We start from the raw sequence: 19,814 nt of genomic DNA, 5'->3' as shown, positions 1-19,814 counted from the left end.
AAGTTAAGAAAAAATTCTATTTCTCTTTCTTTTGATTACCACTTACAAAGTTTTGAACGTATTCCAGTTGTTCTTCATTTGGCTTTTTCTTTCGCACCTCGTTAAATGTTGCGATTGCTTTTTCAAGTGAAACTTCATCTCCTACAATTTCGCCAATGCTCGTTAATTCATCAAAGAAATCGTTCATTTCTTCTCGCGTTTTCGGTGACTGATGACCGTTTACATACCAATCAACATCGTATTTTTTTATTTTTTCCAGTAAGATGTCAAGTTCTTTCTTGTCGTAACTCCACTCGCCACTATAAAAATCCTGATAGATGCAATCGCCAAGGAACACAACCTTTTCTTCCGGCACGTAAATAATCGATGAATCCTGAGCATGTACCCCACCGACATGTTCCACTACACAGGTAATGCCACCCAAGTCTATTTCCATCTTCGTTTGGAAGGAAAGATCCGGTGCCTGTAACTCCAAATAGTCACGCGTTGGCATTTCGCGTTTGATCATATCGCGGCAGAATTCTATTTCTTCCCCGGTTTCTACACGGGCATCAAGAGACGCATCATCCCATTTTACGTTTTTCAGTTCCTCTATCTTCTTCTTCGTTTCCTCGTGACTTATCGCTAATAAATCCATTGTTTTCATACCAAAAATATGGTCCCAATGCCAATGTGTAAGGACAACAAACTTAATGGGCGATTTGGCCTTCTCTCCGGCCAGGTTAAGAAAATCGTTTGCATGTGCCGGAGAATTCCCTGAATCGACGACCAAGCTATATGTTTCTCCACAAATCAACCCTAAAGTGGGGCGATCCGTTTCTGAATAATGAGGCATATAATATATGCTATTCGCTAGTTTTTTCAGCATTTAATTACCTACTCACCTATTTTTTTAGTTACAAACGTCCATGATGATTATAGTACAGTATTCTAACCTTACAAACAAAAAAAGATGTATTTCTGAAGATAGAAGTATAATCATAGGCGATAACCAATGAAATAAGCTCAGTTCCATGGACTGAGCTTATCCTCCTATTATTCATCGGCAAAAATCTCATGTAAAAACCTTTCTCGATTTTGTAAGAAGCTTTTAGTAATTTGATAGGAGTCTGTCATCTCGTAATCTATTTCTTTAATCTTACCCTGATCAAAACCTAATATGGTTGCATCGGGATAGCCTAAAAGAATTGGAGAATGTGTTGCGATAATGAACTGACTTTCGCCTGATGAGACCAAATCATGCAACATTTTCAAAAACGAAAGTTGACGCTGAGGCGATAATGCAGCCTCCGGTTCGTCCAGTAAATAGATGCCTCTCCGATGAAATCGGTTCGCAAAAAGAGATATAAATGATTCTCCATGGGATTGTTCATGCAAGGATCGTCCCCATAGGAATCATTTGCGCCTACGGTATCAACATGCGAAGCAAAATTAAAAAAGGATTCTGCCCGAAGAAAGAAACCATTCGAGACTTTCGGTAGCCACGATAGCCTAATGTAATCTCCGAGTGCTGATTCGGAAGCATGTACATCATAGTAATTATTCCGTCCTCCGCCCGCTGTATTAAACTCACATTTATCAGCAATTGCTTCTAAAAGCGTCGATTTACCTGAACCATTTTCACCAACAAAAAAAGTTATATTATTTTTTAACTCCAATTGTTGTAGATTTTTAATGGTAGGGATGGAAAAAGGGTAGTTTTCATAAGATGGAATATGTGTATGCAGCAGTTCAATACGCTTTAGGAACATGTTGTTCACCTACGTTTTCTTGTATGTCTAGTAATTACCCTGTTCTTTTGTCGGTCCCATTACCCCAGGAACATGCAGGTCTGCCTGACGCAACAGAACAGTCATTTGACCTCGATGATGTGTTTGATGGTGAATCACATCTCTTAGAATTGCCCCACGAGGTGTTGGTCTACCAAATTGATCTACTTCCTCTAACATTTTTTCATCCGTCAGTTTCTGCTTGATCTCCTGAACTAGTTTTTCTGAAACTTCTTTATACGTTTGGACAATTACTGCAGCTTCCTGAGGTACAGAACCTTCTGATGGAACCGTTACTTCCAGTCCTACCATATCAGCAAAAAATGCAGTACTTGTCGTAATATGCCAACCAAGCCAACCAAGTGTACTATGTCCCTCAACAATCGCCTGGTCCAATTTATCATCTGTCAATGATTCCAAAACCTGGATGGTGCCATTTGAAGAATTCTTCCAATCTCTTAAAAAGTCATCTACTGTTCGATACATATTGCTCACTCCTACTATTATTTTCTAATTATATCCTAACGGTTTCATAGAACGAATTCAATAAAGCCGTTAAGGTGTTTTTGACTCTGCTACATTCCTCACTCGTTCTATAAATTGTACGACCACCTTATCGGAAGCGAACACTAAAAATAGCTTGATAAACCATTTCAATGGATTATTTGTAGTTGTATATTTAAAATACGTTTTATTGTCCGTGATTTTTTTTAATTCATATAATGCCGTAATCTCAAACATATTTGCAAGGGTAAAGCCGACTTTAAGTCTTTTTTCATCGGTTGTATTGCTATATTCCAATGTTTCTACATCATATTCTTCGATACGTTTACCTTCTTTATATTTCTGCCGATAGACGCTTCCAACTACTTCGTCCGTTATTTTAACTGGCTTCTGGTCCACCACTTGAGGCATAATTTGCTTCATCTTATCCAATGAAGAACCATCCAAATAACTCCAAACTACTTCGATGGGTGCATCTATTTCGATATCTTTCGACCATTCTTTCATTGCCTTACCTCCATCATTTAGATTTCCTATTTTTATAAACTTTCTTAGTATAGTACTAATTCGATACTTTTTCGAGATAACCTTCTTTTTCATAAGTGAAGACTTCTTTCAAATTGGTCATTATCCTCTATGTGACAGAAACGTCAATAAAAAGGTATACTGATATTGTAAGTTCTTATCTCGTAACTTTTGAAAAAATCAAGGAGGCTGTCGATATGATTATCGTAACAAACAGAATCAAGACAAAAAAAGGAATGGCTGCAAAAATGGCACCAGCCTTTACCAAATCAGGTCCTCTGCAAAAAATGGAAGGTTTTCATAAAGTGGAAGTGCTGATTACCCAAAATATTGAGGAATACGATGAAATGAATGTAAATATGTACTGGGAAACGATGGAAAACTTCACGCTTTGGAGAAACAGTGATCATTTTAAGGAAGCACACAAAGGAAGCAAGGCAGATCCGGAAAAAGAATCACCAATTATTGGCAGTGAAATGATTATCTCAGAAATCGCCTCCACGATCGAAGCTTCCCCTGAATAAGGTGCCTGTCACTTCCCGAATTTTGTCGAATAAAAATAGCCTTTCTTTTCTTCTATTGAAAGAAAAGAAAGGCTTTTATTATTGACTATGCTGCTTTCATATCTACTTCTATTTCATCCACTCTGTTTCTTTTCGCTCTTCTAAAGAATCCGAAAGTTAGAGCAACGGTTAACACCAACCCAAGTACGAATGAGATATTTAAGTCTAAGTTGAATCCAATTTTAGCATTCAAAATATACACAAATACCATATACGTCATAAAGATGGCAGGAACTAAGGAAACGAAATAGTTCTTTCCTTTAATAAATAAATACATCGTTGCAATCCAAAGGGCGATTGCTGCGGTGGATTGGTTTGCCCATGAAAAGTATCTCCATAGAATATTGAAATCGATAAAGGTCAGCGCAAATGAAATCACAAATAGCGGTATTGCAATCATCAATCGATTGATTACTTTTTTCTGTCCGATATTTAAATAATCCGCAACAATAGATCGTGCCGCACGAAATGCGGTATCCCCGGAAGTGATTGGAAGTACAATCGCACCCAACACAGCAATTGTTCCAGCAACTGCTCCGAGTAACGTAATTGCTATTTCATTTACAGCAGCAGATGCTGTACCACCCGCAATGATTTCACTTAACGTTTGTCCATCGAATAAACTCATCGCTGCTGCTGCCCAAATCATAGCAATGATTGCTTCAGCGATCATCATACCGTAGAAAATATAACGTCCTTGTGATTCTTTTTGCGTTGTCCTTGAAATAATTGGCGACTGTGTTGCATGAAATCCAGATAGCGCCCCACAAGTAATAGTAAAGAACAACATTGGGAAAATTGGTAAATTGTCTGGATGCAAGTTTACTAACGATAATTCTGGAATCGTATAATCCGAGAAAATCAGCGATATTCCGATAGCAATCGTTCCGAATAATAGTACTGCCCCGAGCACCGGATAAATCCGACCGATAATTTTATCAATTGGTAGAATCGTGGATAGGAAAAAGTATATGAAAATAAATCCTAAAATAACCCCGAAAGCTACTTTTCCATCAAGCAAAATATCAATGAGTGAAGCTGGAGTCGTAACAAATACAGTACCTACCAGAACTAATAGCAATAAAGAGAAAGCGTTCACAATATTTCGTGAAAATTTCCCAAGAAACTTACCTGCAAGCTCAGGTATATGTGCCCCTTTGTTTCGAATGGATATCATTCCGGTTAAATAATCATGCACTGCCCCTGCAAAGATTGAACCGAAAACAATCCATAAAAAAGCTACTGGACCAAATAAAGCACCCATAATTGGACCAAAGATTGGGCCCGTCCCAGCGATATTCAGCAATTGAATCATCGCATTTTTTTGTTTTGGCATCGGCACAAAGTCTACCCCATCTGCTGCCGATATTGCCGGTGTATCTCTACTATCTGTCGGAGCGAAAATTTTCTCTATAAATTTTCCGTACGTAAAGTACCCGACAATTAATAGAATGATAGATACAAAAAACGTAACCATATTATTCATCCCCTTTTGTATGAAAACGCGAAACCGCTTACAATATTATTATAATCTATTACCGATAAATATCAAGTAGTTTTCGGTAAATAGAAAGTAAAATATTTGGTGCCTGTCACTCCCCGAGTTTTGTCGAATCTTGTCGAGGTTTTTCCGGCATGACAGCTGTATGTTGGAAGAATTTAATGGAGGTTTTTAAGGATTTGCTCACAATACAAAAAAAGTCATAATAAAAACCGATTCTCATTTACCTACAGGGAATCGGTTTTGGGGATCACTTTTATAAAATTTGCTTACTGACATGTTTATATCCTCGCTTTTTCACCGTATTATCTTTTTCTAAAGATTTGGCCATAGAATTCTGCATTTTTTTCAATATGCTGATCCAGTTTTTCAAAAATTTTCTTCATCGTATCTCATCTTCTTTCCGATTTATAGTTGTTAGCGGCTCATTCTTTCATATGCGTCCACATACAAATCAAAGGATTCTTTTAGTAATTCTTTCATCATCTTTTTCATGTTTTATCCCTCCCTTTTCTTGTTACTTTAATTATGGTATATAAGGGAGTTTTTTACAAAGTTCATGAAATCGATAACATTGACGATGAAAACGGAAACAACGGAAATGAAAACGAGTCCAACTCTTTTTTTCATATCTTTACTCCTTTTTCCTTTGTTTTACTCAATGATTGGAGTAGATATTCAGAAGTAACTCGCTTTCATTTTTCGATTTGGTTGTGCTACTCCTAATTCTAAAGAAACTTACGTAAACAGCACATGCACGGCGTAATTATTCCAACTTTCATTTATAAAAATAAAAACATGCTGGCTCTTCACGTAAAGGCCAGCTTTTCCTATTGAATTTTTCCATCCCTATACTCAGATGGTGTACAGCCAATATCTTTCTTAAAAACCCTTGCAAAGTAGGAAGGATCTTCATAACCAATAACCCAAGCTATTTCTTCAATAGATAAAGTTTCTGTCTTTAACAGATGTTTTGCTTTACTTAGTCTTATCATTTGCTGGTAAGCAGTTATTGTTAGTTCGGTTTCTTGTTTAAATTTCCGGGATAAATAACCTGCATGTGTATCACAAAGTAACGCTAATTCTTCCTTATTTATTTGCTTATCATAAAAACTAAGTAGGTGTTCAATCACCCTTTGCGTCATTCTTGAATAATTTCTTAATGTGTTTGAAGTTACTAAGTCACAATACTCTTCAATCATACGATCCTGTAATTGATTTATGGAGGCTATATTATTTGCATGCTCTATTTCAAATGCATATTTTTCGGAAATATGATGAATCAATATAGCCGGGACATCACTATTTCTTGCTGCTGTGCGCAGTAAAGTATTTAGTACGATTCTTAAATTTTTCAATCGACGCAGGGGTTGAGTTGGAAATCGTTCCGAAAAAGAAAACAGCATATTGTCTGAACTTATCAGTTTTAAAGCAGACGTTTTATCGCCATATTCAACGGCATGCATAAAATCTTTTTCGACTTTGTAGCGTAGTTTTACCAGTTCAGCGTCTTCGTCTACGTTAATATTATCTATCTTCTTAGATGCAAAATTATTATTTTTTTCTTCTATAATAATTGTCGGCGTTGTTTCATTATTTATCATTTTGTCAACCTCTTGGAGAACAGCTGCAAAACCGCTAGCTTGCTCTATAGTGAGTATTGAAATTTTATCGCTCACTACTCTTAGATCATTACTTTGTTTGTTGCTGAAATTATATTCCCTAGATAAACGAAATAAATTAGGTGTATTTTCAAAATAGGGACCGATAATAATCGTATATACATCTTCCTTTTCTTTAAAAGAATACCCAAAATAGTGTAATCCCCATTCGTTTATATAAGAATAAAGATGCATTCGTTGTTTTATTTTTTTATTAAAATTCAAAACATCCGCTTCACCTGAACCAGGCATAAAATCCGGAATAGAAATTAGTTCGTGATAGTAAATAAAATCCACATTTTGATCTAATACATACGTATTTAATTGTGTTATATAGTGTATTTTCATAGCTGTAGAGACAATTTTTGAAGTTTCCAAACCAGATTCCCCCAGTAAATCTTGATTCATTAAAAATGTAGGTGATTTTAATCCGCTTTAAGTTAAATAAGTCCTAACAGATTGCAATAGATTTAAATATAATAATACCATAACACCGCTTTCATCACTAAGATTTTGAAAAGGTGATTTATTTTAAAATTTTATTCACATGATAAAATGTAACAGGACGAGCTATGTTCGCATCTCTACCTTCGTTTTATCCTTCTAAATTTTATCAATACAGTATAGGGGAGAATAGTATTATGAGTAATCATCACCATGAGAACAACGAACAAAAAGATTTACCAGACAAAGAAGAATCTGCGCTGACTAAAGTATTAGGAGTACTTTCCGGAAGTTTTGCACCGATCATCGGTGTGCTCGCAGGTGCGGGCTTACTGAAAGCGCTGTTAGCAGTTTTAACGATGGTAGGTTGGCTATCTTCTGAAAGCGGTACCTATATCGTTCTTTCAGCAGCAGGAGATGCCGTGTTCCACTTCCTTCCTGTATTTCTAGGGATTTCAATTGCGATTAAACTAGGCGCGAATGGATATGTCGGTGGTGTTATTGGAGCGTCCCTTCTAACACCAGAAATTGTACACCTCGTAGAAGGCGGAACCCGGACCATCGACTTTTTAGGAATTCCTGTTCTTTTGGCAGATTATTCCTCTACCGTTTTTCCAATTTTTATAGCTATGTTTGTTTATGCAGCATTAGATAAGTTCTTGAAAAAAGTCATTTATAAAGATATTCAAATGTTTATCAACCCAATGATTTCGTTATTGATTCTCGTTCCGTTGACCATGCTCGTTTTTGGTCCTATAGGAACTATTGTTGGAGAAGCGCTTGGTTCTCTCATTAGTTTCCTTAGTGATACGAGTGGAATGCTAGCAGGAGCTGTTATGGGTAGTGCTTGGACGTTCCTGACCATTGCAGGTTTACACTGGACCGTCATACCAATTGCTATCGCAAATCTTGCAACAGGACCTGATCCAATTATTGCAATGGCTGCACCAGCACCATTTGCGCAGGTTGGTATAGGGATTGCTGTTTTCATGAAAACGCGTGATAAAGACTTGAAAGCACTCGCCGCCAGTGGTATTGTTCCTGGGGGCTTGGCCGGAACTACAGAAGCAATTAACTACGGTATCATACTGCGTTATCGACGGACGATGATTTATGTCATCATTGCTGGTGCAATAGGTGGTGCAATCAATGGCGCCCTTGGTGTTCAAATGAATGATTTTGTACTACCTAGTTTACTGTCCATTCCAGCCTTTTCACCTATCGGACAATATGTAATTGGTATCGGAGTTGCTTTTGTTCTTGGATTTCTTTTAACATACATTTTTGGTTACGAAGGGAAAACGAAGAAAGTAGATGACAATTACAACCATCTCATTGTTGGTGTAAAACCTGAAACAATCGGTAGTCCTTTACTTGGAAAAGTCGTACCCTTGTCAGAGATTAATGATCCGCTATTTGCGACAGAAACAGTTGGTAAAGGGATTGCCATTGAGCCTGAAAAGGGTGAAGCAGTCTCCCCTGTCAATGGCGTCGTTACTACACTATTTCCAACTGGCCATGCATTAGGAATCACTTCAGACGATGGAGCCGAAGTACTTATATTTATTGGCGTTGATACGATTAAACTGGGAGGAAAGTATTTCACACCACATATCAATCAAGGTGATCGGGTAAAACAAGGTGACCTGCTTATTGAATTTGACATCACGAAGATCCAAGAAGCTGGATACCGAACAACCACACCAGTTGTCGTCACAAACACGGAAGAATATCTGGGTGTTAAAGGTACTGAAAGCCCATCCGTCAACCAAAATGACGACCTATTAAAATTAACATTATAGGTGCCTGTCACTCCCCGATTTTTGTCGAAATTTATTATATTTAGGATATAAGCGAAGCCATAGCAATCATAGCTATGGCTTCCTTTTTGTTCCGGTTTCTTCTATTATAATCCGATCATTCCAAACCATTCCCTCAAATCATTATAATTCTCCTGGGAAACAGTATGTCCTGACGCGTATTGTTTAAAAATTACATTTGCACCCTGCTCTTTAAAGAATTTCTCGTTTTCTGATGCCCATTTAAATGGTAGCACTTGATCCATCTCACCATGCGATATAAAGATGGATAAATTGCGAACATCCTTTATGTCATAATCATGTTTTACAAATTCCGGAATATAACCACTTAGTGCCGCAATACCTTTCACACGATTCCCCAATACCACGCCAAGTGTCATGGAAAGAATCGCTCCCTGGCTGAATCCAGTAAAATGCAGTTTGTCCTTATCGATTGGATACCTTTCACATGTGTAATCGATAAATTGGGTTAATTGTGTGATAGCTTGATCGAATACTTCCCGATTTGGATTACCAAATCCTTCAATCGTGAAGAAAGCATATCCTGGTGGCTGACTGATTGGACCTCGCACGCTGAATATGTAACAGGATTCCTCAAGTCCCTGAACTAACCCCAATAGATCCTGCTCATTACTCCCCATTCCATGAATAAGATATAATGCAGGATACGTCTTCCCCTCCTTTATAGTAGAAGGTTTACGCATTTCATATATCATTGGTGTATCCATTTTCACCACTCCTTTTCTATCCTTCATTTTAACCGCTTTTTGATGCAGAAGGAAATAATCGTTCTCCCTGCTTCCTAAAAATTTTTATTCTCTAGAAAGATAGGTCTTTTTAACTTAATTTATTCCTTCTATCCCTAGTGTCGTCTGCTTTGCCACAAATTTTACATAAAAAACACTTTGACTTAACACTAGGTACTGCTATATAATTGCAACTTGTAGCTAATGCATTTCTATGTAAATATAATTAGCTGATTATAAACTATGAGGTGAAAAAAGTGAAGAAATTGTTATCTTCGAAGATGGGATTCTTCGCAATCGCTGTTGTTCTTTTTTGGATAAAAACATATACGATATATAAAACTGAATTTGACTTAGGTGTTAGTGGTGCAATGCAGGAGTTCCTATTATTCTTTAATCCTCTAAGTTCAGGATTAATCTTTCTCGGACTGGCATTGTTCGCTGTAGGAAAAAAAGCCGGACGCCGAATTATTATTTTTTCCTTTATTCTAGGCTTTATCTTGTATGCAAATGTTGTGTATTACCGATTTAATGGTGACTTTATTACTATAGCTACCATGATGCAAACGGACAATTTTGGTAGTTTGGGTGGTAGTATACTAGGTTTAATGGCACCGTACGACATTCTTTATGCACTGGATTTGGGTATTTTAATCGTATTGTATAACAGATTTAAATCAAATTGGTCAACAGAACGTGTACAGCTGCGCAAGCCATTCATGGTATTAGCTGCTGGCGCGATTGCTTTCGGGGTAAATCTAGGATTAGCTGAAATCGATCGACCGCAACTATTGGAACGTGCATTTGACAGAAATTATTTGGTGAAATATCTAGGTACCTATAATTTTATGATTTATGATGGGATTCAAAGCTTTGAATCCTCGACACAACGAGTTCTGGCTGACAGCAGTGATATTACAGAAGTAGAAAATTATACAAAAAGTAAGTATGCTGCACCAAATGCCGAGTTCTTTGGAACTGGTGAAGGAAAGAATATTATCAAGATCCATCTGGAATCATTTCAGTCCTTCCTCATTGATTATGAACTACATGGTGAGGAAGTTACGCCATTCTTAAATTCATTGGTAAATGATCAGAGTCAGGATTACACCTACTTTGATAACTTTTTCCATCAAACAGAGCAGGGAAAAACAGCTGATGCGGAGTTGACAACGGATACGTCCTTATATGGTCTGCCACAAGGGTCTGCTTTCGTAACAAAAGGAGACAATACGTATCAAGCATTACCGGCTATACTAGATCAGCAACAAGGTTATACGAGTGGCGTATTTCATGGAGACGGTAAATCGTTCTGGAATCGTGATGAAGTATACAAACATCTTGGTATAAACGAATACTATTATGACATTTTCTATGATATGAGTGATGAAAATGTTATCAATTATGGTTTAAAAGATAAGCCATTCTTTGAAGAATCTGTTCCATTACTAGAAGAGATGGATCAACCATTCTATGCACATATGATGACATTGACACACCATCATCCATTTGTACTTGATGAAGGAGAAGCAAGCCTTCCACCTGCAGAAACCGGTGATGGTACGGTCGATCGATACTTTCAGACAGCTCGTTATTTAGATGAATCATTAGAGCAATTCGTTACTGATTTAAAAGAAGCTGGTCTTTATGAAGATTCCATTATAATGATTTATGGAGACCATTATGGCATCTCACAAAATCATAATAAGGCAATGGCAGAAATTATGGGAGAAGAAATCACACCATTAAAAAATTCAGAATTACAACGTGTTCCATTTATGATTCGTATTCCAGGTGTAGACGGCCAAGGAACCAATCATGCCTATTCCAGTCTTGTTGATGTTATGCCTACCCTATTGCATATTTTAGGTATTGATGCAAAAGATTATATTTTATTTGGTACCGATATGTTTTCTGAAGACCATAAAGAATTTGTTCCATTCCGAAATGGTGACTTCGTTACAGAAAAATACAGTTCGATTAATGGAATCTTTTATGACAATACAACGAAAGAAGTAATCGAAGAACCAACGGATGAAATGCTTGAAATGAAAGAGACCGTCCTTCATGAGTTGGAACTATCCGATAAAGTTTTAAATGGAGACCTACTGCGTTTCTATACACCTAATGAAGATTGGGAACCAGTAAATGCAAGTGATTACTTCTACGGTGATGATGAGCTAATTCAAAATGAAGATGATGTTGATGCTGATGTTGATGTTCAAGAAGAAGATGTTGACGTTGATGCTAATATTGATGTTCAAGAAGAAGATGAAAATGAGAATGCAAGCTAACAAAAACCATCCGGTGTATCCAACATCGGATGGTTTTTTCGATATATGTGCCGCAATCAGATTTGCGCCAAAGAACCGAGGTTGGTGCCTGTCACTTCCCGAATTCTGTCGAAAGGCGTAGATCAAATTCAATTATTCGTGATCCACGCCTTTTTATAGAGAATAAATTACTGCCTTTAGTCAGCTTCATTAATCCCAAAGACGAAAGTTACTCCCTATCACTTGGTCGGTTTAACATTTCTTCTGTATCCTCGGAAATAGTTGTAGTTCGGTTGGAAATTTCTGTTTCCTCCCCAAACTCTGTCCCATAATTAAGGTTTCCAGGTCGTCTTCCTTCATCATTATCCGCATCCATTGCTGCTTCCATAGGGTTAAACAGAGCAACTATATAGTAAAGGCCACTCAATCCAACAAGTCCATAGACCAATCTTGATAAGAAAGCGTCCTGCCCACCGAATATTGAGGCTACTAAATCAAATTGAAAAAAGGCAATCAGACCCCAATTAAGAGCACCAATTATAATCAATGTTAACGCAATGGTCTTTAAAGTCCGCATATATATCACACCTCCTTTGACGATTTATTACAGTTCCAACTTAGCTTTTGTTTTATATTCAATTTTAATACCAAAAATTTTACAGGTGCCTGTCACTCCCCGGATTTTGGCGATATTTGTCGATTTGAAAGTACATAATTGCATCTATCTTATAGGCAGTGTTTGACAATAGGGGATTCCATTGCCTAAATTTGATTCCTTGTGTTTTTTATTCCCGTATTTCTTCTTCATGCATATGCTAATGAAAAAGCGGAGGAATGCAAATGTATTACTATTATCCTTATTTACCAGCCTATTATGTTCCAATGAGTTATATTGATCCATCTTTTCTGAATATGCGTCAACAGCCGAGTGTACAGGAAGTCCTGCAAACGCTGCGAACAGAGCACAATAATTTATATTCGCAATTAGTGCAGGCTGGAATGAACAGACAAATCGTTGATTATGTATTTTTCTTTGTCGTAAGCTATACGCTCAATCAAGCAAACACCAACTTGCCGGCAAATCAAATCTATAATCAATTTCAACGGCAAGTACCTTGGTTTAATCTCCTGTTCAGGCAATTTAATATACCTCAAAACTTAGTAAATCGTGTGTTGATTAGAGTCATCGAAATTACGTTAGATGAATTCGAAGATGACGCAGAGCAACCAGCTCCAGGTTGGTCCGGTTGGGAAAACTTAGGTGGCACATTAACTTCTGCACCAGCAGTGGCGTCATGGCAACCAAATCGGCTCGATGTTTTTGGTCGTGGAACAGATCAAAGTCTTTACCATATATGGTGGGACGGCAGAAGCTGGAGCAATTGGGAAAGCCTTGGTGGCACATTAACATCTCCACCGGCAGCAGTTTCTTGGGGACCTAATCGAATCGATACCTTTGTACGCGGTACAGACCAAGCCCTTTATCATAAATGGTGGAATGGTAGTAGTTGGAGTGATTGGGAAAGCCTTGGCGGGACATTAACGAGTGGTCCAGCTGTATCCTCCCGCCGTCCAAATCAGCTCGATGTCTTTGTACGCGGTACAGGTAATCGCCTTTATAAAAAAACATGGAATGGTTCACGTTGGGAAGATTGGGAAGACCTAGGTGGTACCTTAGCATCCGAACCAGCTGCTGTCTCTTGGGGTCCAAATCGGATTGATGTTTTTGCAAGAGGGCAAAACCAAGATTTAATTCACAAATGGTGGAATGGAACGAGTTGGAGCAATTGGGAAAGCCTTGGTGGGACATTAACAAGTGCCCCAACTGTCTCTTCTCTCCGACCAAATCAGCTTGATGTATTCACTCGAGGAACAAATAACAGACTTTATAAGCGAACATGGAACGGCACCCGCTGGTTGGATTGGGAAAATCTTGGCGGGACATTAACATCAGCCCCTGCTGCTGTTTCTTGGGGCCCTAATCGAACCGATGTCTTTGCAAGAGGGCAAAATCAAAATCTAATCCATCTTTATCGCGGCAATTAAACACGAAAAAAGCGAACAGTGCCAGGCACTGTTCGCTTTTTTAATCTATAAATAGTTTACCAGGGTTTAGGATTCCTTTTGGATCATACATATGTTTCGTTCGCTTCATCACTTCCAACGCCTCACCATGTTCTACTTCCTGGAATTTCATTTTGCCAAGTCCAACCCCATGTTCGCCGGTGCATGTGCCGCCTACTTCAATTGCCTTTAAAACAATGGCATCACTCGTCTGCTCTGCTGTTTCAAATTCACCAACTACATTTGGGTTATACATCACACTTGTATGAAAGTTACCGTCCCCGATATGTCCCCAAATTGCTCCTTTCAGACCACTTTGATCCATCCTGGTTCTGGCAAAAGAAACAAGTTCGGGTGTACGTGAAATTGGCACACAAACATCACCACCGATTTCACAGGTCTCTGGTTGATGGGCAATCGCATAATTTAAATCTTTTCTAGCTTTCCAAATCCCATTCATCTTTATCGGATCATTTGCTGCTACCCAATTCTCACAATCAAGATCATGCATTAATTCGCTTGCAAGTGCAACTTCTTCTTCAACTGCTCTTTTTGACCCGGCAAATTCAAAAAACAATGAGTGCTTCTCCGGGAAGGCCTCCCCACTATGATGGTTGATCATTGAGATGCTGACAGCGTCAATCAGTTCCATACGCAGAACGGGAATCTCCGCCTGTAAAATCGTCTGGGCGGCCCTAGCACAATCCTCCAACGAATTAAAAGTACATCTGGCCATCATATTGTATTCAGGGATACCATGAAGTTTTAGCGTAACTTCGGTTATAATTCCGAGGGTCCCCTCTGAACCAGTAAATAGTCCTGTAAGATGATAGCCAGATGAAGATTTCCTCGCTTGTGAACCGGTACGTATAATCGTCCCATCAGCAAGCATTACTTCCAGATCAAGCAACTGATCACGCATTGCTCCATAACGGACTGACGTTGTCCCGCTTGCGTTCGTAGCAACCATACCACCAATCATCGCATCCGCTCCTGGATCAACCGAAAACATTAACCCGTACTCGTTCACCAGTCGGTTCAGCTGTAAACGAGTAACACCTGCTTGAACGGTAACCCGCATATCTTCCGGAGAAAATTCAATGATTTTATTCATGCGTTCAAAATTCATCACGATCCCCTTTTGAATCGGTATTGCTTGTCCTTCCAGTCCTGATCCCGCACCAAATGGGGTGACCGGCACCAAATTGGCACAAGCAAATTTAAGAATCTCCGCTACATCTCCCGCACATTCGGGAAAACAAACGACGTCAGGTTCAACAGCAGGATGAATGGATTCATCCTTGCTATGCTGCATCAACACCGGTTTATTTTGGCTGATTTTATCCTTGCCAATTTTTTCAATTAGTTGTTGTATATACAATTGTAGCACCGCCTGCAAATAAAATTAATAAATCATATGCGCAATCAACGCAATGATAGGCAAAGAAATTAACGTACGTTCGATAAATACGATTAGTAAATGGCTGAATTTAACCGGAATTTTCGAGATGAGCAACAACGTACCCATTTCCGTTAAATAAATAATTTGAACTAAGGAAAGTGCACCTACTACAAATCTGGTCATCTCCGCTTCAATTCCAGATGCAAGAACGGCTGGTAGGAACATATCAATAAATCCGATAATTGTCGCTGGAGCTGCTGCAGCTGCTTCCGGGATCTGCAACAAATTTAGAATCGGTATCATCGGCTGAGAAATCCATTGAAAAACAGGTGTAAATTCGGCAATTATCAATGCAATCGTACCAATCGCCATTACTTGTGGCAGTAGAACAAATACGATTCCTAGAAATATTTCAGTCCCTTGATTTAACTGATTTTTAAATGAGCCTGCACCTTTCGCACGCTTTACTGCCTGATGAAGTCCCCACTTAAACGCTGACGTATTTTCAGGTATCTCTTCATGAATTTGGCTACGTTTATAATACGTGTCCGGTATTCTGGAAATCGGTGGGATTCTCGGGATGATAACAGCACTAACTACTCCAGCAATGACGATCGTCAAATAAAAGATTGGAAACATATGCCCGACATCAAGCATATTGGCAATCACGAGACAGAACGGAAGTGAGACGGTTGAAAAACACGTCGCAATCGCTGCCGCCTCTCTGCCTGTGTAATAACCATCTTGATATTGCTCCCTTGTAATAACAACACCGACATTTACATTTCCTACCCATGATGCCAGCAGGTCAATTGCCGAGCGGCCCGGCAATGTGAACAATGGCTTAATGGTTCCACGCAGTAAGGTTCCTACAAATTCCATTGCACCAAAATTAATTAAATACGGCATTAAATACGATGCCACAAAGAACCATACAATCAGGCTCGTAAGCAATCCGAACATAACTTGTCCGGTAATTTCGGAATTGATCAGTGTAAAACCTATTTCATGAAACGTCATGATTGCAAAAATGGTACCTAATATCCGAACTACCAACCAAAATATGGAGACATGAAACGTATTCTTAAGAAATTCTGACTTCATAATAAAATTTGGTTTCATAATCATTGCAAAAATGGTCAGGACGGTTGATAACACCATCGTGTAAGTAATAATGGCTGATAACCCACCTGATAAAAATTCAATTAAAAATTCAGTAATAATTCCTAATGGTATGTTAAAAGAATCCCCATCAATAATCGGAAACAGGAAAATAATAACTCCAAATAAGGAGGGAAGCAAAAACTTCATTAAATCTTTTTTTGTATGCTTTTCATCTGCTTCGTATGCTTCTTTTTCTTCATTCATCATTGTTATTCTCCTCATTTCTTACAAGCTTTCTATTCCAGTCACTAGCTAAATCGATTCCAGTACCTCTTCCAGTACCTCGATTCCGTCATCAATTTGCTCTTTCGATACAGTCAATGGTGGAATCATACGAATCACTTCACCTGCATTTCCACATAAGTAGAACAGGACACCTTTTTCCAGACAACCATCCAATACTTTCATAACTGCTTCGCCATCTGGCTCTCCTGTTTCAACATTTTGTAAAGCGAATCCAATCATTAATCCAACACCACGTACATCTTTTATGATTGGAAATTTATTTTTCAGTTTTTCTAGGCGATTACGTGCATATTCTCCGACTTCACGGGAGTTCTCCAGCAATTTTTCCTCTTTGATTACTGCAATGGATGCTCTTGCTGCAGCACAGGCAATCGGATTTCCACCAAATGTTGTCGCATGGGTTCCCATTGGCCATTGTGCCATTAACTCTTTGGAAGCTATTGTTACACCGAGCGGCATACCTGCTGCAATTCCTTTGGCAACAGCCATAATATCTGGTGTCACATCAAAGGTTTGTGCTGCGAACCAGTTTCCAGTACGCCCGAAGCCTGTTTGTACTTCATCAAAAATTAGTAAAATACCATGGCGATCGCAAATTTCGCGGATTTTTTTTAACCAGGATTTCGGTGGAATGATATATCCGCCCTCACCAAGTACAGGCTCTACAATCATGCAAGCAACTTCTTCCGGATCTACTTGATGCTGAAATAACTTCGCTGCTTCCTTCTCTAGTTTTTCGGCAAAAAATACTTCCGGATCCGAATCTGCTGGACATTCTTCGGGATTTGCATATGGCAACTGGTATGTTAACCATGATGGCTGCAGATGTTTACGATATTTACTTTTGGATGTGGAAACACTTAAGGAACCGACTGTACGGCCATGGAATCCACCTGTAAATGAAATGACATATGGACGCTTTGAAACATATTTTGCTAGTTTTAAAGCTCCTTCAATTGCTTCTGTACCACTGTTTCCGAAGAAGAAATTATCCAGTTTAGGCGGGAGAATTCCTTGAAGCTCCTGTGCCAGCTTTAAAATAGATTCATAGATAATTACTCCGGATGGCCCGTGAATTAAATGATCTGTGCTGTCTTTAATCGCTTCAACGACTTTTGGATGCCGGTGGCCGACGTTCTCTACTGCAATTCCTGATGTGAAATCCAAATATTTTTTTCCATCCGCTCCGTAGTAATAGCAACCTTCCGCTTTGACGACCGGTAAATTCGGATGGTCTTTTGCCATACTTGGTGCTAAATAATTTCCAATGTTATCTACTAATTTAAGCCAATCCTGGTTTTCGCTGTTCATAGTGATTGCTCCTTTATCTATATAAGGTTGTTCAAAAGGTCCGGTAAAAATGACGCGTCGAATTTCTTCGTTGGCGATAGCGGATCTTCTACTTAGACCGCCCACGTCCTGGGACTGCGGTTACTCGTCCCACCGAAAACATTTGTGGGCAACGTAGAAGTCAGCACAACACGCGCAAGCCCGCTACTCACGTATTAATTGCATACGTTCCATTCCTTGGAAAAGAAATACACTTTTCCTACGTGCGAAGCATATGCAGAGAAGCTTTTCTTAGTGCTCAAAGCTGCGCCGCCTCGAACTTCGACGCACAGGACGTGCTAGTGTCGGCGTTGCAACAGGACGCCTGAGAACTTAGACGACCTCGGTCATTTTTATCCTCCTTTTTGAACACGCATTATATGGAATATTTTTTTAGCTTTCGTACGACGGATGGCTGGCTGATTCCCAGCATTTTTGCCATTTCCGTTGTCGTCTTACAATGGTTTTTCGCATTTATTAAAACTTTTTCTTCGACGGTTTCTAAAATATGTGTCAGTGTCTGTCCCTCTATTTCGAGAGAATCCAATTTACTATCGCCGTTCGAACGGTAATTGATTGGAAGGTCTTCTTTCGTGATGATTGTGGATTCACTCTCCGTAACAAGTCTCTCCATCAGATTTTTCACTTCCAACTGATTTCCTTTCCACTCCAAATGCAGCAATTCATGGAAAAGGTCATTGGATAGTGTACGGTCTAACTGATAGACCGTGCAGAATTTCTCAATGTATTTTAGTATGATCTCACTCAAGTCTTCAGGTCTCTCACGTAAAGGTTTAATCTGGATTGGTAACACATGAAGCTGGTAAAATAGGTCTTCCCTGAACCCGTTGTTTGCGACCAAATTTTCCATATCGGCTTCGGTTGAACTAATCAATCGAAAATTACTTTTGTGAGATCGCATCGCTTTTAACAAAATGCTTTGGGAGGTGAGCGATAACTCATCGACCCCTTCCAAATAGAGTGTTCCGGATGCTGCTAATTGGAAGTATCCCATTTTTTGAGACCTTTCTTCCAAATTTCCTGTTAACTCCTGTGCAAGAATTGCTTCCGGGATAGCCGCACAATTTACTTCAATGAACGGGCCATCCTTCCAGGGACTCTCTTGATGTATGAGTTTCGCGAGTGTTGTTTTTCCAACACCATTCTCCCCTTGCAGATGAATTGGAACTTTGAGTGGCGCTGCCTTTTTAATGGCCTTCATTACTTGTTTCATCGATTTGCTTTCAGCGATGAACCCACCAAAGTTGAAACTTTTCTCACGATACGTTTCCAGTTCCTCTTTTACCCGCGACATCTCGCCTTCCATTTCATTCAAATAATCCTGAAGATTAAGCAATTCGGATACCTCATACGAGTAGCTGACAACAAATTCGACCTCATGATTCTCATTGAACAGTGGTACACCTGTAATTAGTACTTTCCTGCCATCCTGTTTACTTTGGACTAGTACAACTTTTTTCTTCTGTTTTTGAACAAGTGGTGTAATCGCCGGGGAAAACACACCCTTTTTCTCTAGCTCATACACAGATTGTCCGAGTAAATCTTCTGCAGACAAACCATATTGTTTCCCACTAATATGTGTAACCTTAATGATTTTCCCGTCCCGATTCGTAACCATGATATCCTCATCATACGAATCAATCACCTCTTCTTCTGCATTCGGAAGAAGATATAGATTAACCATTCAATCGCCCCTTCGTTACCCGAATTATTCATCTTTGAATAATTATACATTTATTAATAATAATTATACATACATAGATATTATAACGCAACAGGAAA

General features: G+C 38.9%; 15 protein-coding genes and 1 pseudogene. 4 read left to right on the top strand and 12 right to left on the bottom strand.

Annotated elements, in window-relative coordinates; genetic code table 11:
• Window positions 1-16: 16 nt before the first annotated feature.
• The 4 genes and pseudogenes from ACFOUV_RS00265 to ACFOUV_RS00250 all read right to left on the bottom strand — a co-directional run bounded on the left by ACFOUV_RS00265 (window position 17) and on the right by ACFOUV_RS00250 (window position 2,780).
• Window positions 17-868: an MBL fold metallo-hydrolase gene (locus ACFOUV_RS00265; protein ID WP_379494761.1), complete on the bottom strand. Its 852-nt coding sequence runs from the start codon at window positions 866-868 to the stop codon at window positions 17-19.
• 167 nt (window positions 869-1,035) lie between these two features.
• Window positions 1,036-1,751: pseudogene (locus ACFOUV_RS00260) on the bottom strand (AAA family ATPase).
• Window positions 1,752-1,778: 27 nt separating this feature from the next.
• Window positions 1,779-2,255, bottom strand: coding sequence for a DinB family protein (locus ACFOUV_RS00255; protein WP_379494760.1), 477 nt, complete (start codon window positions 2,253-2,255; stop codon window positions 1,779-1,781).
• 69 nt (window positions 2,256-2,324) lie between these two features.
• Complete coding sequence (locus ACFOUV_RS00250) at window positions 2,325-2,780, bottom strand: SRPBCC family protein (protein ID WP_379494759.1); 456 nt, start codon at window positions 2,778-2,780, stop codon at window positions 2,325-2,327.
• 215 nt (window positions 2,781-2,995) lie between these two features.
• Between ACFOUV_RS00250 and ACFOUV_RS00245 the strand changes: the two genes are divergently transcribed.
• Window positions 2,996-3,322, top strand: coding sequence for a heme oxygenase (locus tag ACFOUV_RS00245; RefSeq protein ID WP_379494758.1), 327 nt, complete (start codon window positions 2,996-2,998; stop codon window positions 3,320-3,322).
• A gap of 85 nt (window positions 3,323-3,407) precedes the next feature.
• Here ACFOUV_RS00245 and ACFOUV_RS00240 read toward each other — a convergent pair whose 3' ends face one another.
• Entirely contained in the window at window positions 3,408-4,838 is a 1,431-nt protein-coding gene (locus tag ACFOUV_RS00240; protein WP_379494757.1) for a carbon starvation CstA family protein, read from the bottom strand.
• 854 nt (window positions 4,839-5,692) lie between these two features.
• The gene (locus tag ACFOUV_RS00235) at window positions 5,693-6,901 is read right to left on the bottom strand and encodes a helix-turn-helix domain-containing protein (RefSeq protein ID WP_379494756.1); all 1,209 of its coding nucleotides are present in this window, start codon (window positions 6,899-6,901) and stop codon (window positions 5,693-5,695) included.
• Window positions 6,902-7,164: 263 nt separating this feature from the next.
• Here ACFOUV_RS00235 and ACFOUV_RS00230 point away from each other — a divergent pair, with 263 nt between their 5' ends.
• Entirely contained in the window at window positions 7,165-8,769 is a 1,605-nt protein-coding gene (locus tag ACFOUV_RS00230; RefSeq protein ID WP_379494755.1) for a glucose PTS transporter subunit IIA, read from the top strand.
• Window positions 8,770-8,873: 104 nt separating this feature from the next.
• On the opposite strand, the gene ACFOUV_RS00225 is transcribed toward ACFOUV_RS00230, so the two are convergent.
• Entirely contained in the window at window positions 8,874-9,515 is a 642-nt protein-coding gene (locus ACFOUV_RS00225) for an alpha/beta hydrolase (RefSeq protein WP_379494754.1), read from the bottom strand.
• A 275-nt stretch (window positions 9,516-9,790) separates the two neighbouring features.
• On the opposite strand from ACFOUV_RS00225, the gene ACFOUV_RS00220 reads away from it, so the two are divergent.
• Window positions 9,791-11,827, top strand: a complete 2,037-nt coding sequence (locus ACFOUV_RS00220) for an LTA synthase family protein (RefSeq protein ID WP_379494753.1) — start codon at window positions 9,791-9,793, stop codon at window positions 11,825-11,827.
• A 208-nt stretch (window positions 11,828-12,035) separates the two neighbouring features.
• Here the strand turns inward: ACFOUV_RS00220 and ACFOUV_RS00215 are convergent, their stop codons facing one another.
• Window positions 12,036-12,383 carry a DUF378 domain-containing protein gene (locus tag ACFOUV_RS00215; protein WP_379494752.1) on the bottom strand — a complete coding sequence of 116 codons (348 nt, stop codon included), beginning with the start codon at window positions 12,381-12,383 and terminating at the stop codon, window positions 12,036-12,038.
• A gap of 263 nt (window positions 12,384-12,646) precedes the next feature.
• On the opposite strand from ACFOUV_RS00215, the gene ACFOUV_RS00210 reads away from it, so the two are divergent.
• Window positions 12,647-13,852 carry a sialidase gene (locus ACFOUV_RS00210; RefSeq protein ID WP_379494751.1) on the top strand — a complete coding sequence of 402 codons (1,206 nt, stop codon included), beginning with the start codon at window positions 12,647-12,649 and terminating at the stop codon, window positions 13,850-13,852.
• A 40-nt stretch (window positions 13,853-13,892) separates the two neighbouring features.
• On the opposite strand, the gene ACFOUV_RS00205 is transcribed toward ACFOUV_RS00210, so the two are convergent.
• From ACFOUV_RS00205 to ACFOUV_RS00190, 4 genes are all read right to left on the bottom strand, one after another.
• Complete coding sequence (locus ACFOUV_RS00205; protein WP_379494750.1) at window positions 13,893-15,260, bottom strand: FAD-binding oxidoreductase; 1,368 nt, start codon at window positions 15,258-15,260, stop codon at window positions 13,893-13,895.
• A gap of 15 nt (window positions 15,261-15,275) precedes the next feature.
• On the bottom strand, window positions 15,276-16,643 hold the full coding sequence (locus tag ACFOUV_RS00200) for a YjiH family protein (RefSeq protein ID WP_379494749.1): 1,368 nt from the start codon (window positions 16,641-16,643) through the stop codon (window positions 15,276-15,278).
• 45 nt (window positions 16,644-16,688) lie between these two features.
• Window positions 16,689-17,993, bottom strand: a complete 1,305-nt coding sequence (locus tag ACFOUV_RS00195) for an aspartate aminotransferase family protein (protein ID WP_379494748.1) — start codon at window positions 17,991-17,993, stop codon at window positions 16,689-16,691.
• A 394-nt stretch (window positions 17,994-18,387) separates the two neighbouring features.
• Window positions 18,388-19,716: a sigma 54-interacting transcriptional regulator gene (locus tag ACFOUV_RS00190; RefSeq protein WP_379494747.1), complete on the bottom strand. Its 1,329-nt coding sequence runs from the start codon at window positions 19,714-19,716 to the stop codon at window positions 18,388-18,390.
• Between the last annotated feature and the right edge of the window lie 98 nt (window positions 19,717-19,814).

The sequence above is a fragment of the Oceanobacillus longus genome (assembly GCF_042650085.1).
Taxonomy (GTDB): Bacteria; Bacillota; Bacilli; order Bacillales; family Amphibacillaceae; genus Oceanobacillus; species Oceanobacillus longus.
This window is presented reverse-complemented; position numbering and strand designations above follow the sequence as displayed.

Coding starts and splice junctions, on each gene's coding strand:
- ACFOUV_RS00255 (WP_379494760.1), bottom strand. CDS start 2,255: ATGTATCGAACAGTAGATGACTTTTTAAGAGATTGGAAGAATTCTTCA.
- ACFOUV_RS00230 (WP_379494755.1), top strand. CDS start 7,165: ATGAGTAATCATCACCATGAGAACAACGAACAAAAAGATTTACCAGAC.
- ACFOUV_RS00210 (WP_379494751.1), top strand. CDS start 12,647: ATGTATTACTATTATCCTTATTTACCAGCCTATTATGTTCCAATGAGT.
- ACFOUV_RS00195 (WP_379494748.1), bottom strand. CDS start 17,993: ATGAACAGCGAAAACCAGGATTGGCTTAAATTAGTAGATAACATTGGA.
- ACFOUV_RS00265 (WP_379494761.1), bottom strand. CDS start 868: ATGCTGAAAAAACTAGCGAATAGCATATATTATATGCCTCATTATTCA.
- ACFOUV_RS00215 (WP_379494752.1), bottom strand. CDS start 12,383: ATGCGGACTTTAAAGACCATTGCGTTAACATTGATTATAATTGGTGCT.
- ACFOUV_RS00190 (WP_379494747.1), bottom strand. CDS start 19,716: ATGGTTAATCTATATCTTCTTCCGAATGCAGAAGAAGAGGTGATTGAT.
- ACFOUV_RS00240 (WP_379494757.1), bottom strand. CDS start 4,838: ATGGTTACGTTTTTTGTATCTATCATTCTATTAATTGTCGGGTACTTT.
- ACFOUV_RS00250 (WP_379494759.1), bottom strand. CDS start 2,780: ATGAAAGAATGGTCGAAAGATATCGAAATAGATGCACCCATCGAAGTA.
- ACFOUV_RS00200 (WP_379494749.1), bottom strand. CDS start 16,643: ATGATGAATGAAGAAAAAGAAGCATACGAAGCAGATGAAAAGCATACA.
- ACFOUV_RS00245 (WP_379494758.1), top strand. CDS start 2,996: ATGATTATCGTAACAAACAGAATCAAGACAAAAAAAGGAATGGCTGCA.
- ACFOUV_RS00225 (WP_379494754.1), bottom strand. CDS start 9,515: ATGGATACACCAATGATATATGAAATGCGTAAACCTTCTACTATAAAG.